This window comes from Mucilaginibacter inviolabilis (genome assembly GCF_011089895.1).
In the GTDB taxonomy this organism is placed as follows: Bacteria; Bacteroidota; Bacteroidia; order Sphingobacteriales; family Sphingobacteriaceae; genus Mucilaginibacter; species Mucilaginibacter inviolabilis.
The window spans coordinates 636,503-650,986 of record NZ_JAANAT010000004.1; the positions used below are offsets into that span (position 1 = coordinate 636,503).

At 42.5% G+C, this 14,484-nt stretch carries 14 protein-coding genes; 5 read left to right on the plus strand and 9 right to left on the minus strand.

All coding sequences use genetic code 11. The features are described 5' to 3' along the window. Nucleotides 1–211: 211 nt before the first annotated feature. The 4 genes from G7092_RS26295 to G7092_RS26310 form a co-directional block, all read right to left on the minus strand. On the minus strand, nt 212–1,207 hold the full coding sequence (locus tag G7092_RS26295) for an aldo/keto reductase (RefSeq protein ID WP_166094369.1): 996 nt from the start codon (nt 1,205–1,207) through the stop codon (nt 212–214). A 63-nt stretch (nt 1,208–1,270) separates the two neighbouring features. Then, entirely contained in the window at nt 1,271–1,990 is a 720-nt protein-coding gene (locus tag G7092_RS26300; RefSeq protein WP_166094371.1) for a DUF72 domain-containing protein, read from the minus strand. Between the two features lie 38 nt (nt 1,991–2,028). Further along, on the minus strand, nt 2,029–3,171 hold the full coding sequence (locus G7092_RS26305) for an FAD-dependent oxidoreductase (protein WP_166094373.1): 1,143 nt from the start codon (nt 3,169–3,171) through the stop codon (nt 2,029–2,031). A 16-nt stretch (nt 3,172–3,187) separates the two neighbouring features. Beyond that, entirely contained in the window at nt 3,188–3,784 is a 597-nt protein-coding gene (locus G7092_RS26310) for a TetR/AcrR family transcriptional regulator (RefSeq protein WP_166094375.1), read from the minus strand. A gap of 277 nt (nt 3,785–4,061) precedes the next feature. On the opposite strand from G7092_RS26310, the gene G7092_RS26315 reads away from it, so the two are divergent. The 4 genes from G7092_RS26315 to G7092_RS26330 are packed head-to-tail and all read left to right on the plus strand — an operon-like array spanning nt 4,062 to nt 8,655. Next, nucleotides 4,062–6,110, plus strand: coding sequence for a BatA domain-containing protein (locus tag G7092_RS26315; protein ID WP_166094377.1), 2,049 nt, complete (start codon nt 4,062–4,064; stop codon nt 6,108–6,110). A 27-nt stretch (nt 6,111–6,137) separates the two neighbouring features. Continuing rightward, on the plus strand, nt 6,138–7,388 hold the full coding sequence (locus G7092_RS26320; protein WP_166094379.1) for a dihydroorotase: 1,251 nt from the start codon (nt 6,138–6,140) through the stop codon (nt 7,386–7,388). Between the two features lie 8 nt (nt 7,389–7,396). Then, complete coding sequence (locus tag G7092_RS26325; RefSeq protein ID WP_166094382.1) at nt 7,397–8,065, plus strand: hypothetical protein; 669 nt, start codon at nt 7,397–7,399, stop codon at nt 8,063–8,065. Between the two features lie 5 nt (nt 8,066–8,070). After that, nucleotides 8,071–8,655, plus strand: coding sequence for a DUF4199 domain-containing protein (locus G7092_RS26330; RefSeq protein WP_166094384.1), 585 nt, complete (start codon nt 8,071–8,073; stop codon nt 8,653–8,655). 293 nt (nt 8,656–8,948) lie between these two features. On the opposite strand, the gene G7092_RS26335 is transcribed toward G7092_RS26330, so the two are convergent. The 3 genes from G7092_RS26335 to G7092_RS26345 form a co-directional block, all read right to left on the minus strand. After that, complete coding sequence (locus tag G7092_RS26335) at nt 8,949–9,770, minus strand: helix-turn-helix domain-containing protein (RefSeq protein ID WP_166094386.1); 822 nt, start codon at nt 9,768–9,770, stop codon at nt 8,949–8,951. 47 nt (nt 9,771–9,817) lie between these two features. Further along, nucleotides 9,818–10,789 (minus strand): aldo/keto reductase, encoded by a 972-nt coding sequence (locus tag G7092_RS26340; RefSeq protein ID WP_166094389.1) that lies wholly within the window; start codon nt 10,787–10,789, stop codon nt 9,818–9,820. 148 nt (nt 10,790–10,937) lie between these two features. Then, nucleotides 10,938–11,402, minus strand: a complete 465-nt coding sequence (locus tag G7092_RS26345) for a hypothetical protein (protein WP_166094392.1) — start codon at nt 11,400–11,402, stop codon at nt 10,938–10,940. Between the two features lie 190 nt (nt 11,403–11,592). Between G7092_RS26345 and G7092_RS26350 the strand changes: the two genes are divergently transcribed. Further along, the gene (locus G7092_RS26350; RefSeq protein ID WP_166094394.1) at nt 11,593–12,150 is read left to right on the plus strand and encodes a DUF4199 domain-containing protein; all 558 of its coding nucleotides are present in this window, start codon (nt 11,593–11,595) and stop codon (nt 12,148–12,150) included. 326 nt (nt 12,151–12,476) lie between these two features. Here the strand turns inward: G7092_RS26350 and G7092_RS26355 are convergent, their stop codons facing one another. Further along, nucleotides 12,477–12,926 (minus strand): KTSC domain-containing protein, encoded by a 450-nt coding sequence (locus G7092_RS26355; protein ID WP_166094397.1) that lies wholly within the window; start codon nt 12,924–12,926, stop codon nt 12,477–12,479. A gap of 223 nt (nt 12,927–13,149) precedes the next feature. Beyond that, a complete protein-coding gene (gene rseP, locus G7092_RS26360) occupies nt 13,150–14,484 on the minus strand; it encodes an RIP metalloprotease RseP (RefSeq protein ID WP_166094399.1) in 1,335 nt (444 codons plus the stop codon).

A 14,484-nucleotide genomic window follows, 5' to 3' on the forward strand; every position in this document is an offset into this window, starting at 1 on the left:
AAAAGAGCGGCATCACTTAGAGCCGCTCTTTTTGTTATTACATAATTATATTTTTGTCATCCTGAGGAACGAAGGATCTTCTTCAAGAAGCAAAAGGCCTGTCGGTCTGAGCTTGTCGAAGACTCGTGCGTAGAGGCCTGCCCACCATGATTCGACGGGGCTCACCATGACACCCCTATTTTAGCATAACAGTTGGCTATATATTCAAAAATTATCCAATAATCTCCAGGTCACCCAGTTGATTATTGATAAATTCCATTTCCTCGCCGTTGATATGTATCTCGATGGCTTTGGCATTTTGTTTGGCTTGCGCTGCATTACGGGCGCCCACAAGCGCTATGGTAATGCCCGGATGGTTGATAGTCCAGCGGATTACCAATTGTCCCAGGGTGGCGCCTTTTTCGTCGGCCAGGGGTTTTATTTTAGTCAGGAATTCATTGGTACGCCTGATATTTTCTTCTTTGAAATATTTAACATTCGCGCGATGATCACCTGCATCAAATTGATGTCCGGGTTTTATTTTACCTGTCAATAAACCACGTTCCAGTGGACTATAGGCCAGGATCGATTTTTTATTTTCGATACAATAGGGGATCAGTTCATCCTCAATATCCCGGTTTACCATGCTGAAAGGCACCTGGTTGGATGCCAGCTTAATGCTTTTTTCGGCGGTAGCCATTTGCTGTATATCATAATTGCTTACACCAGCTTCGCGTATTTTGCCCTGTTCTTTAAGGCGCAATATAGCTTCCATGGTTTCATCAATAGGCGTAGAGGCATCTGGCCAGTGAATCTGGTAAAGGTCGATATAGTCGGTTCCTAAACGTTTCAGGCTGTTTTCGCATTCCAGTATAATACTTTCTTTGCCGGCATATTTATAAATGTCGATATCCTTACCATCATTATCCTGGCTTTTAAAACCAAAAGTGCCTTTAGCTAAATCCCAGCGCATGCCGTATTTGGTGAGGATTTGTACTTTATCGCGCGGTAAGCCTTTTATAGCCTGGCCAACCAATTCTTCGCTTTTACCCTGTCCGTAAATAGGCGCGGTGTCAATGGAGGTGATGCCCATATCGTGTGATACACGCATAGCTTCAATAGCCTCTTTGTCGTCATTACCACCCCACATCCAGCCTCCGGCTGCCCAGGCACCAAATGTTATAACCGAAACAGCCAGTTTAGTTTCTCCTAATCGTCTAAATTCCATAGATAAATAAATGAGTGGTTTAAATCCGACAGCAAAATGTATTTAATTGTTGAGATTAAAAAATTATTTAATCAACGAAATCATATCATTTGCGTTACTAACACCAACTGCGTCAAAATCATTATTAAAATAAAACCAACCCTCGCGGACATTAGGGTTTTGCTTTACCGTATTAATGATTTTTTTAAGAAAATCTTTTGAATAAGGCGAGCGATACAACACTGGTACTCCATGAAAACGATAATATATAACCGGGGTATTTTGTATCACGGTATCGGGCAAACCAGGGTGACTCATACCACAAAAGGTAATTTTGTGGTGGGTTAGTTTTTGATAAACGGTGTCATTCCACCAGCTTACATGACGCGGTTCCAGCACGTTTTTAAATGAAGGGTTAAGGCTGTTGATGATGCGGTTAAGCTTTTCATCATCATAAGTAAAACTAGGTGGCAGCTGAAACAGCACCGGGCCAAGTTTCTGCTGTAATCCCTGGTTAATGGTATCATAGAAACTGGCTATGAGTTCAGTTGTATCGTTAAACTTTTTGTAATGGGTAATAGCACGCGGGGCTTTTACCGCGAAGCGGAAATCATCCGGACTTTTACCATACCAGTTTTGCAGGAACGAAAGCTGCGGGAAACGGTAAAAGGTTACATTAAGCTCCAGCGTTTTAAAATGTTCGCAATAATAATCAAACCATTTACGCTGCGGCAGGCCATCCGGGTAAAAACGCCCCCTCCAATCCTTATAATGAAAACCCGAACAACCAATATGCCACTCCATTCCATATAAAAGAATGCGAGTGGCGTTTTGTTTTAAACTTAACCAATGATACTGAGCAAAAAGTCGATAGCTTTTGGCGAATGCAATGCCTCGGTTGATTCCATCGTGATCATGGCTATTTCACTAGCCCTTGCCCGCATCTGGGTTTCATAAGCAGCTATAGCCGATTGTGTATCGGCAAAATCATTGCTAAGCAGGCTATGGCTTAGTTCCAGGGCATCCTGCATGGCCATATTTACGCCTTCGCCAGCATAAGGTGGCATCAGGTGTGCGGCATCGCCCAGTATGGTAAGATTGGGTAAAGCTTCCCAGGTTTGGTCAAAAGGCATACAGTATTGCGGGCGCGGTACAAAGGCGTGGCTTGAATTCTCAAATAATTCCTGCCATACGCTATCCCAGTCGGCATAATCTTTTTTGAACCAGGCCAAAACCTGTGCCTTATCGCTAAAATCTATCCCCGAATCTTTTACCCAATTTTCGTCGGTTTTTAAGCCTGCGTAAAACACCAGACTGCCATCACCTTTGGAACTTACCAACAGCGTTTTTTCATTACTCATACCAAATATTTTACCTCCCTTTAATAGCTGGTGTATTTTGGGGCTTGCTATTTCAGAATTGGCTACTGCGCCTTCTATGGCCGTAACACCCGAATAAAATGGCTTAATGGGTGTAATATATGGGCGTAATTTGGAGTTTGCTCCATCCGCAGCGATCACGATATCGGCAATAACCGAAGCTCCGTTTTTGAATTCCAGCTTCCAGGAATCGCCTTGCGATACCATACTTAAGAAATGACTATCCCAAACAACTGTGCCGGGCAATAAAGAATCCAGCAGGATGTTTTGCAGCGGGCCCCGGTCAATTTCGGGCCGGTCCATGGGGCGCTTTGGGCCATCGTGCTCATCAAGGATGATGGTAGCGTGTTGATCAATAATACGTACCCTGTCCGCATCGGGGCGGAAGTTAGCATTAAAGGCATCCATTAACCCGGCCTCATGCAGTGCTTTCAATCCCGATTCTTCATGAAGATCAAGTGTAGCACCTTTTGCCCGGGCATCTTTGTTAACGTCCCGTTCATATACTTTTACATCGGCACCATTCATTTGCAGCAGCCTTGCCAGCGTTAAGCCGCCCGGGCCACCGCCCACAATGGCTATCTTTTTATTTTTAATATTGTTCATTTTTTTATGTTTTAAGTTATTTCAGCATTCCTTTTATAACCGCGTTGCAGCATTGTAAAAGTGTTTCTTCGGTAATAATTTGTTCAGGTCTTTCCTGGTAATCAAAATACTCACTCATCAGGTCGATCAGCGGCGAAAACAATAAGGCCCGTTGCACATCATGATGAAAATCCTTGATGGTACCAGCCGAAACATGGTGTTCCATAAAACGCATAATAGGCCCAAAAAAATCGCCCTGTTGAATGTTTTTTTGCTGATACGCCTTGTTCAGCAGGGGCGACGATTTGCCATATTGCATCAGCACAAAGGCATGGCGATTATTTTTAAAATATTCAAAGCCATTGAACCAGAGTTTTTTTATCCCATCGGCAAAATCCATATCAAACCTGAAATCTTTCAGCACTGCCTGTTCGTAATTACCTAAAACCTCTTCAATAAAAAGCTTTACCAGGAGATCCTCTTTATTATCGTACTTAATATAAATGGTGCGGGGCGATATATTGGCAGCCTTAGCCAGTTTCTGCATGGTCAGATTTTCCAAGCCCTCCTCAGCAATAATTTGCAGCGCGATGGTACGGATGGCTTCTTCTTTTTCCAGATTCTTTGGTCGCATAATGATCTAATTATCAATTTCGATACAAAAGTAAGTAAATGATTATTTACTTACAAATATTTATTTGAATAATGTCTGGATAATAGGTGATTAGCATGGCGTAGTCGACTCACCACGCCTATGCTTCGCTGGGCGACCCTCTCTTTCCGCCGCAGGCGAAGAGAGGGATGGCAAGCACAGCGATGCCAGTCGCATCTGCACATTTGCACATCCGCATATCTGCACATCTGAAATAAAATCTGCACATTTGTATATCTGCCTATTGCACCGATAAAATATGCACTTTATATATTCGGCTTTTTTATTTGCACTGCTCACGTTAGCTATCCCGGTTATCATCCACTTATTCAACTTTCGTAAGTTTCAGAAGGTGAATTTCAGCAATGTGCAGTTTTTGAAAGAGATCCAGGAGCAGCAGGCATCGCGCCGTAACTTAAAGGAACGGTTGATACTGGCTGCACGTTTGTTGGCCCTGTTTTTCCTGGTACTGGCTTTTGCCAGGCCGTATTTGCCGGGGCAAAATTCCGGTAACACCGGTCGGCAAAACGCGGTAAGCATTTTTGTGGATAACTCCTACAGTATGGAAACCCTCAATCGCGAAGGTTCGTTGCTGGATGATGCCAAACAAAAGGCTAAAGAAATTGCATCGGCCTATAATATTAATGATCGTTTCCAGCTGCTTACGCAGGATTTTGAAGGCAAACACCAACGCCTGCTCAGCCGCGATGAGTTTAACGACGCGGTTGACCAGGTAAAGATCAGCGCGCAAAGCCGCACCCTGCAGCAAATCATCAACCGTCAGCAAAACCTGTTGATTACACAACCGGGATCTATCAGATCGGCTTATATTATTTCCGATCTTCAAAAAAATATGGCCACTAAGCCGGTAAAAACTGATACCAGTATAGCAGTTAGCCTGATACAGCTGAAAGCCGGCAACCTGCCCAATGTAGCGGTTGACTCTGTTTGGTTATTAAGCGCGGTGCATCGCCCTGGCGAGAACGAAAAGCTGGTAGTTCGATTACACAACTATGCTGATGAAAAGGCTGATAAAGTGCCGCTAAAAGTCACCATCAATGGCGTGCAGAAAGCATTGGGCAGCTATACCATTCCGGCACGTGCCGTACAAACCGATACACTGGCCTTTATGGGGCTGCAGGCCGGTTGGCAGCAGGGGCTGGTTGAACTGCAGGACAACCCGGTTACGTTTGATAACCAATTTTACTTTAGCTTTAATGTAAGCGCGGAAATGCCAGTGCTGCTGATTGATGGTGGTACACCCAATCTGTATTTAAAGGCTGTATTTGCTTCTGATCCATTTTTTGCCGCCCAGCGTGTACCTGATGGTAATGTAGATTATGCAGGTCTCAACAGTTTGCCCATTGTAGTGATCAGCGATGTAAAAGCCATATCCACGGGTTTGGCACAACAATTAAAAACCTATGTTGCTAAAGGTGGAACACTGGTTGTTTTTCCTGCAATAGATATCGATCTGGCTAACTATCGCGCGTTCCTGCAATCCATGAATGCTGCCTGGCCCGAAAAGTTAATTACAGAAGCTACCAAAGTTTCAGCTCTGAACAGGCAAAGCCCGGTGTTTAAAAATGTGTTTGAGAATTTTCCCGATAATCCCGATCTGCCGGTGGTTAAAAAATATTATCAGTTAAATACCTCGCGCGGAGGACAGGATAACCTGATGAAGCTAACAGGTGGACAAACCTTTTGGGCAGGTTATACCAGCGGTCGCGGCAAAGTATATGTTGCAGCTGTTCCTCTTGATGAAACATACAGCAATTTGCCCCGGCACGCTCTTTTTGTGCCTACACTGTTCCGGATAGCGCTGCTAAGCGGGCACGACCTGCCTTTGTTTTACACCTTAGGTGAAGATGAAACGCTGGAGATACCACCTGTACAGGTTACCGAAAAGCAGTTGCTTAAACTGGTAAAAGGCAATCAAAGCACCATTCCAGATGTGCGACAGCAGGAGGGGAGTACAATGCTCTACCTGTCTGATCAGTTACACGAAACCGGAATCTATACGTTGAAAAAGCAGGATAGCACGCTGGCAACGCTGGCCTTTAACGATAACCGCAGCGAATCTGACATGAGTTATTTGAGCCAGACCAGCCTTAAACAATTAATGCCGGCTTCAACCACCTTATTAACAGGTAGTAACGCTTCACTAAAAGGTATTGTGACCGAAACAAATTTTGGCACACAATTATGGAAACTTTGTATAATTTTGGCATTGATTTTTCTGGCCGCCGAAATTTTGTTGATCAGGTACTTTAACCCGGGTAAACAAGCCATAAAGCAGCCTGTTTGATCCATACAAATCCTTAAAGCAGTGCTCATGAATTTGCTTATCAAATCTGCCACCATTCTTGATCCCGGATCAGCCTTTCATCAACAAGTTACCGATATTTTAATTGAAAACGGGGTAATCACCCGCATTGCCGAAGACATCGAAGCCGATGCCGAAGTGATAGATGGCGAAGGTAAATATGTATCGCCTGGTTTTTTCGACCTCAACTGTAACATTGGTGAACTGGGTCTGGAAACCAAGGAGGATATGCATTCGGGCACACGTGCTGCTGCTGCCGGTGGCTTTACCGGTATTGCATTGATGCCTAACACCAGCCCACCAGTACACTCCAAAGCCGAAATTGAATACCTGCTTAACCGCGCTAAAAATAACCTGGTTGACGTATATCCTTTAGGAACCATATCCCACAAGCGAGAGGGTAAGGATTTGGCCGAAATGTATGATATGTACCTGAGCGGGGCCCGTGCTTTTACCGATGGTAACCGCCCTGTACAGGATGCAGGCCTCATGGAGCGTGCTTTATTATATGCCCAGGGTTTTGATGCCACGGTATTCTCGTACCCCGAGGATACGGCCATAGCCGGGAAAGCCAAAGTGAACGAAGGCGAAGTAAGCACCCTGTTGGGAATGAAAGGAATTCCATCACTGGCCGAAGAACTGATGATAGCGCGCGATCTTTACCTGGCCGAATATACCGTATCCAGAATTCACTTCAGTACCATATCAACCGCCCGCTCGGTTGAGCTTATCCGCGAAGCTAAACGTAAAGGCTTGGAAGTTACCTGCGATGTGGCCGCACACCACCTGATACTTACAGACGAGGCCTTAATGGGCTTTGATAGCATGTACAAGGTAAAACCACCGCTGCGTACCAAAGATGATGTTTTGGCGTTGATAAAGGGGCTTAAAGACGGCACTATCGATGCCATTGTAAGCCAGCATACCCCACATGAAGTGGAGTTTAAGGATGTGGAATTTGAAATGGCCGAATATGGGATAACTGGTTTCCAGACCGCCTTACCGCTGGCCCTTAAATCGGGTTTACCGGTAGAGCTGCTGGTTGAAAAGCTGGCCATTAACCCGCGCGAAATACTGGGTGTAACCGTACCGGTTATTGCTGAAGGTGAACGGGCCAACCTGGTGCTTTTTGACGCCGAAACAGAATGGGAATACAGCAGTAAAAATAATCGCTCCAAATCGGTTAATTCACCGTTTTTTGGGCAACAGTTAAAAGGAAAAGTACAGCTAACCTATAATAACAAACAAATATTTAAATAACGACAATCATGATCGATCCAAAAATACAAACCGCTTTTGAAGCCGCTCTGGAAGCTTTTTCAAAATACAGTAGTTTTGATGCTACTCTCCTGAACAATAGCTTCGGTGAAGTTTTCGCGCTCGACGAAGATTTTTTGACCAAGGTTGACGCTTTGGACGAAGTGTTTGACAATAATCCTGCTGTTGAATCATTACGCGAGGTATTTTTTGACCTGCTGTTGGTGAACTTTTTTAGTGCCGACGTTAAAAAGCTGGAAGAAGATTACCTGGATACGCCAGAATGGGAAGATATTGAAGAGCAAACCCTTGACCGCGGTACCGAGTTATTGAATCTGCTGCTGTACCTGAACGAGTGCGAGGATGAAGATATTGAACCTGAGCTGGAAGATTACCTGAAAGAGTTTTTACTGGTTGATGAAGACGAGTTTCAGGACGAATACCGTATTTATGAGCCGGTGATAGCCAACCAGATCCTGATTGAAAGCCCGGTTTCGGAAGTAAGTAAAGTAGCCCAAAGCCTTCCGCAAGATTCGGAATTGAAAGAGTTGTTTTATCCGATGATCTGCTTTTTTCAAACTATCGATCCGACCGAGGAGGCAAAAGCAGAAATAGCCGAATACGCTCTGGATAAAGAATTTGATATGGCTGTTTTAGATATTTTAATCAATTTTCAATAGTATCAATGGCCTTCGAAATTGACAAAAAACGGTTAAGAACCACCGGTGTAGTTTTTGGTTTACTGTTGGGTGTGGTGTTAACTGTGTTGAGTATCGCTTCGTTTTATATCATATTATCGGCAACATCAGTAGTGATTATATCCTCGGTGCCTTTTATATTCTCAGTATTGTTCCCTATTTTATTGGTGGTGGTATTGTGTTTTAATTTCAGGAAAAGAGTTGGAGGTTTCTGGACCCTGCGCGAAGCGGCAACAGGCATATTCATCATGTTTTTTACGGCCTTTGTGATACAGTTTGCCCTGCGAGATCAATTGTTTGCCAAAGTGATAGAACCGCATATGATCGAAAAAACACAAGCGGCCATGACCAATTCGGTAACCAAGTTTCTTAAAGAAAGTAAAACTAATCCGGATATTATCAAAAAGAAACTGGCCGAGATTCAGGGAGAATTTGACGCGCAAAAAGATGTTACCATCGGCAGGCAGATACAAGGGGTGGGTATCTCCATCATCTTTATGTTTGTGCTGGCCATTATTTTTGCTGCTTTCTTTAAAAAGGAAGCACAGGTTTATAACCCACCTGCGGCTTGATTGTGATCTTATTGAAATAAAACAAAAGCGGCTTCCTTTTAAGGAAAGCCGCTTTTGTTTTATGTGTTTTTCAGTCTATGGTAGGTGCTATCTCTACTATTGTTCGGAAGATTGTTTTTGGCTAAAGCCAGCAAAATACATTCATTATCCGCCCCATAAATGGGACGGCAATGAATAAAAGAACAGTTTATTTTTCTTTCATTGCCGTTGGTTTTAACCAACGGGCTTAGATCTAATAGTTATGGGCTTTAGCCAAACTCCTATGTAGTCTTTGTTTGAATTCTTCCAAATACTTATGGTGTTATCACCGCAATATTGGTAGGAGTCCTGCCAAACTTTTTCTTAAAAGAATGAGAGAAATGTGAAAGTGTTTCGAATCCTAAATCAAGATAGATGGCAGATGGTTTTTTATTCTTTTTTTCTATCAGGTGCCTGGCTTCCAACAGGCGTTTATCCTGTAGCCAATGCCGCGGAGCCATACCAAATGCCTTTTGAAAGTCGCGCTTAAAACCCGCGAGGCTTCTGCCAGTAAGCTGCGCGAATTTTTCAATGGGTATATTGAAATGAAAGTTGTTAAGCATGAATTTTTCAATGTCGATCTTATAAGGTTCGGAAAAATCAAACAAAAAATCTTTAAGCTCTGGCATAATATGTAAAAGCAGTAATACAACTTCTTTTACCTTAAGCATACCCACCGCATGGGTTATCTTTTCTTCTGAATGCCGCACATAGGGAATTACTGATTGGAAAAAAGCCTTTAGGAAATCATTCCCCGGAATAAGAATGTTAGGGGCACCTGTGTATTTTTTCCCTTGTTCTATTTGTTCTTCCAGTGCGATCTGTCTGAGGAGGGGTTCTTTCAAACAAATGACTATAGTTTGGTAATCCTCACCATTTAAAGGAGTTTTAGTGAGCTCTCCCAATTGATTTCTTCGGATGAGCAACATTTCGCCCTGAGCCATCGAGAGCTTTTCGTTGGCAGTTTCCAATGTAAAGCGGCCCGAAACCTGCAATACCAGGGTGTTATGTTCTAAAAATGCTACTTTATCCTTTCGCACAGAAGCGTGATAGGAATAAAATAGCACCCCAGGAATTATTTCAGTCGGATTTATCATTACGTAAAGATATAAAATAGGAGGGGCTTATATACAGCCCCTCCTGGCTAACGCTGTAGGTATGTGCCTCCAAGTATCGCGCCTGGAGAAAAATGAGTGTTAAGGGTATTCATTTCTTCCGGAGTAAAAGCTATCTCCATCGCTTGTATGTTTTCCGGCAAGCGTGACCTTCGGCTCATGCTTACCAATGGCATAATATGATCTCCTTGTGCATTCACCCAGGCTATGGCCAATTGTGTTGGTGTATATCCTTTTTCTTTTGCTATTTGTTTAAATACCTCTACTTTTTCCAGATTCTTGATCAGGTTATCGCCCTGAAAACGGGAGAAGTGATTATGATAATCATTGGCGGCCAACGGGGCTTTCATCTCGCCGGTAAGTAGCCCTTCAGCCGTATTGGCAAAGGCTACTACGCCTATACCCAATTCTTTCGCCGTAGGGAGCAAGTCGCTTTCTATCTGGCGGTCGGCCAGGGAATAGCCTATTTCTAATGCGGTTACGGGATGTACACTATGGGCCTTGCGCAGTTGATCGGCCGTAATTTCAGAAACACCAAGATAACGTACCTTGCCCTCTTTGATCAGATCGGCTATGGTACCGATCACATCCTCAACCGGAACGCTGTTATCCATCCTGCAGGGTTGGTAAAGATCAATAGTATCGATACCCAATCGTACCAATGAATAGTTAATAAAATTTTTGATGGCTATTGGGCGTAAATCTAAGCCAAGCCACTGACCGCCATAAACGATACCACCAAACTTTACGCTGATAAAGGCATCATCCCTTCTGCCTTTAATGGCCTTACCTACCAGCAGCTCATTATGGCCGGCACCGTAGAAATCGCCGGTATTTAAAAAGTTAATGCCGCTATCCAGCGCCTCCTGAATGGTGGCGATACTTTCACTTTCATTATTCACCAGCCCTCCCCAAACGGGCGACATGCGCATGCAGCCTAGGCCGAGTTTAGAAACAAGCGGGCCATTTTTGCCGAGGGCTATTTTTGTTATGTTTGACATTGCTGTATTTTTAATAAGTTAATGATGCAAATATCAGTCTTATAGGTAAAGGCAGATGTCTTTCACGGCTCAATTTACTTGCTTGTATGGCTCTGTGTTTGTTTTTTATTTTAGTCTATAATATCAGTTTTGCACCGTACAACTTATGCTAAAAAGCCCTGAAATATGGCCGGCTCGTGAGTGGTGAAAAAGCCCAGGGAATAGAGGTTAGAATAAGAAACAGCGCAATACTGAACCAGATGGCCAGTGTCTTGAATTTTTCTTTATCTGTAGTTTTTCGCTTTGCTTTTGCTGAGCCGACGGTAATTAAAACAATACTGATCAGCATTACTGTAATATGTTCCATCCCAAAAAAACGGATCTGTCTTTCATGAACAGCCGTTTTGAAATGATGAAGAAAATAGCTCACAATAGGGCTGATACCGTATAACCAAAGGCCGATGATGAGTTGGATATGCGCTGTAGTAACAGTTATGAGCCGTATAGTATTATCAAACTTAAAAAAGGTTTTGTTAAGCAACCAGCCCCTGTAAGCCCGGTAAATGGTAAAAAGTAAGCTAACTAATACCAGCCAGCGGGTTAATGAATGCAATGCTAATAGTATGATATACATAAGGCATCAATGTTAAGAATTAAAATGGAGTTAAGACATTCCAAATTTAGCGGATGATGATAATCCTGATCACAGGTGAAAGTAAAAAGTCCAAAATAATTATCATCCTTCATGGAATATATTCCCCAGGGATTTTTTGAATAGGTGCGAATAATAATTACTTTTAATAAATCATAAACCAATAACTATCATGGAAATACAAAAAACAAGTCCAATGCCGGTAATTATTAAGTGGGGGGCGATATACGTAATAGCTTCTATTGTACTTACTTATATTATCCAATTTATGAATGTCGATCCCGATTCGCCCATTAAATGGTTGAGTACGTTATTGTTTATCGGCTTTATGTTTCTGACACAAAAAGAGTACAGGGATGTAAACGGCGGATATTTAACTTTTGGCGAAGGGTTTAAAGCAGGCTTTTTGTTTGCCATATTATCGGGCATTGTACTTGCTGTATTTACTTATCTGTATTTCTCGGTATTGAGTCCTGAGATGCTCGAAAAAATAGTCGCCTCTACTGAGGCCAAAATGGCGTCAAAGGGCTTGTCGCAAGAGCAGGTAGACCAAGCGATGTCCTTTACCAAAAAGCTCCTGAGTCCGGCGGGGGTTACTATCAGCGCGTTGATCTCTGCGGCAATTATGGGAGCCATTATAGCGCTTATTGGTGCTGCCATCTTTAAAAAAGACCGTCCACCGGTATTGATATCTGATAACGATGGAGATAGCTTTGAACCAACAGTTTAAGGCCGTTGAAAAACCAGTACAGTTGACGTTGTCCTGAATTTTTCGTATATTTATAAAAAGTAAACAGCCCGGTTTTTTTCATTAGAGAAAACTGGGCTGTTTAGTTAAACAAAAAAGACAGCCAAAGCCGACTGTTTTTTATGGGGTTATTTGATAGCCAATAAATTAAAACTTTTTAAAGTTTCAAAACCGGGATGAAATTTGTTAAAAAGTGTTAAAATCGATGGTTTTGAAGCAATTTTTGACAGTTTTTGACTCGTTTTTGCCCTCTTTTTGAACAGAAAAGTGTTAAAATAAAAGCTTTAAAAAGTTTTTAGTAAAAAAAACTAGGCAGTTGCCACGAGTTTGCTGATGCTGCGGTAAACATAATCGTTGTAGATATGTCTGCGGGCAAAACGTCCGGGTGAATCGGCATTGATCAGTTTAATATAAACCGCTTTGGGTACGTCAAAATACTCATAGGTATTACCATCAGCAAAACTGATCTTCAGAACCTGTGATTTGTATTCAAAATCGGCTATGCTTGAGGTAGTTGTGGTGATAGTATACTCGGCAAATGATTGTTCGCGGGTTTCCGGGGCGATACTTACCAAAAAGTGATAAGCTTCGATAATGGTTTTGCTTTTTTCTTCGGCTTCTAATTTGCTTTCCGGGCTATCCTGGAATTTATCGGGGTGCCAGGCCTTCATCAGGCTTCTGTATGTTGTTTTTAATTCCTGTAACTCAGCTGCTTCAGTTACGCCTAAAAGTTTGCGGTAGTCGACAATTTTTTTCATTGTATTGATTAATAAGTATTTATTGTCGTTGAAGAGTTAAGCAAATGGCTTATGCACTTTTCAGGAAAATAATTCCGCGAAGGTACGCTTTTAAAGCTTATAAAAAATCGTACAAAGTAAAGTTAGCGTAAACGCAGGTTTATCAAATGAGGAAAATTGAGAGTATAATAACAAAAAAGCCCCTGAATTGATTCCAGGGGCCATATATCTTATTTGGTTGGGTTTATTTTTTCATGACCTGTTTTACAATATCATTACCAAAAACAAAAACCATCAGAGTAACTAATATTACAAAACCAACTATTTGGGCACGCTCCAGGAACTTATCACTCAGTGGTTTACCTTTGATCATTTCGATGATCAGGAACAGTGCATGACCACCGTCGAGCGCCGGGATTGGTAATAAGTTCATCAGGGCCAGCACCATGGATAAAAAGCCTACCAGGCTCCAGAAATGCACCCAGTCAACATGGCTGCCAAACAGGTTGGCAATTGCAACCGGTCCGCTTACTGCTTTGCTGAATTTAACATCGCCTTTGAAAATTTTACCTAAGCCTTTAGCATTATCAGTAAATGTGCCCCAGGCCCTTGAAGCGCCTATAGGCAGTGAGCCAAAGAAACCATAGTAAATGGTTTTTACCTCGGGTAAATCGTTCTTTGATTGTGCAAAACCAATAGTTCCATCAATAGTTACCTGTGTTTTTAAAGTAATAACCTGGTTGTTGCGTTTTACACCTAGATCAACCGTTTGGCCTTTGTCTTTAAGCAATTCTGCTTTTAACTCGTCATAAAACGCGATAGGTTGGTTATTGACAGCTACGATACTGTCGCCCTTGGCCAAACCCGCTTTTTGTGCATTGCTGTTAGGCATAATAGAGTCAACTATGAATTTGCTACGGGGAATCCTGCTGATAAATTCCTCAATGCCATGGTCAGAAAGATCGTTTAATATAGTGCGTGGTATAGTAACACTTACTGTTTGTGTTCCGCGTTGTATGGTAAATACCGTGTTTTCGAGTAATACTTTAGGGCTGGTTAAATCATCAAAGCGTTCAACAGATTTACCATTGATGGCTACAATTTTGTCGCCGGCTACAAGGCCAATCTTTTTGCCGATATCGCCAGGTACAATGCCGTATTTAGCGCTTGAGTTTGGAATATAGCTATCGCCAAAACGCATGGTTAATATCCAAAATATGAGTATACCCAGTATAATGTTTACCGTAACACCGCCGAGCATTACAATTAGACGCTGCCAGGCAGGTTTTGAACGGAATTCCCAAGGCTGCGGTGGCCCGGCAAGCTGATCGGTATCCATTGATTCATCTATCATACCGGCAATTTTAACATAGCCACCCAGGGGTAACCAGCCAATGCCATATTCAACACCTTTAAAGGTAAATTTAAAAAGACTTATGTTCCAGGCATCAAAAAACAGGTAGAATTTCTCTACTCTAATGCCAAAAGCACGTGCTGCTAAAAAGTGTCCCAGCTCATGCAAGATTATTAAAATTGAAAGGCCCAGTATTAGCTGGCCCACCATGATCACTATACTCAT

Excerpts from the sequence above, each read along its gene's own strand:
- G7092_RS26295 (WP_166094369.1), bottom strand. The coding sequence starts at position 1,207 with ATGGAATTTAGACGATTAGGAGAAACTAAACTGGCTGTTTCGGTTATA.
- G7092_RS26300 (WP_166094371.1), bottom strand. The coding sequence starts at position 1,990 with ATGGAGTGGCATATTGGTTGTTCGGGTTTTCATTATAAGGATTGGAGG.
- G7092_RS26305 (WP_166094373.1), bottom strand. The coding sequence starts at position 3,171 with ATGAACAATATTAAAAATAAAAAGATAGCCATTGTGGGCGGTGGCCCG.
- G7092_RS26310 (WP_166094375.1), bottom strand. The coding sequence starts at position 3,784 with ATGCGACCAAAGAATCTGGAAAAAGAAGAAGCCATCCGTACCATCGCG.
- G7092_RS26315 (WP_166094377.1), top strand. The coding sequence starts at position 4,062 with ATGCACTTTATATATTCGGCTTTTTTATTTGCACTGCTCACGTTAGCT.
- G7092_RS26320 (WP_166094379.1), top strand. The coding sequence starts at position 6,138 with ATGAATTTGCTTATCAAATCTGCCACCATTCTTGATCCCGGATCAGCC.
- G7092_RS26325 (WP_166094382.1), top strand. The coding sequence starts at position 7,397 with ATGATCGATCCAAAAATACAAACCGCTTTTGAAGCCGCTCTGGAAGCT.
- G7092_RS26330 (WP_166094384.1), top strand. The coding sequence starts at position 8,071 with ATGGCCTTCGAAATTGACAAAAAACGGTTAAGAACCACCGGTGTAGTT.
- G7092_RS26335 (WP_166094386.1), bottom strand. The coding sequence starts at position 9,770 with ATGATAAATCCGACTGAAATAATTCCTGGGGTGCTATTTTATTCCTAT.
- G7092_RS26340 (WP_166094389.1), bottom strand. The coding sequence starts at position 10,789 with ATGTCAAACATAACAAAAATAGCCCTCGGCAAAAATGGCCCGCTTGTT.
- G7092_RS26345 (WP_166094392.1), bottom strand. The coding sequence starts at position 11,402 with ATGTATATCATACTATTAGCATTGCATTCATTAACCCGCTGGCTGGTA.
- G7092_RS26350 (WP_166094394.1), top strand. The coding sequence starts at position 11,593 with ATGGAAATACAAAAAACAAGTCCAATGCCGGTAATTATTAAGTGGGGG.
- G7092_RS26355 (WP_166094397.1), bottom strand. The coding sequence starts at position 12,926 with ATGAAAAAAATTGTCGACTACCGCAAACTTTTAGGCGTAACTGAAGCA.
- rseP (WP_166094399.1), bottom strand. The coding sequence starts at position 14,484 with ATGAGTATAGTGATCATGGTGGGCCAGCTAATACTGGGCCTTTCAATT.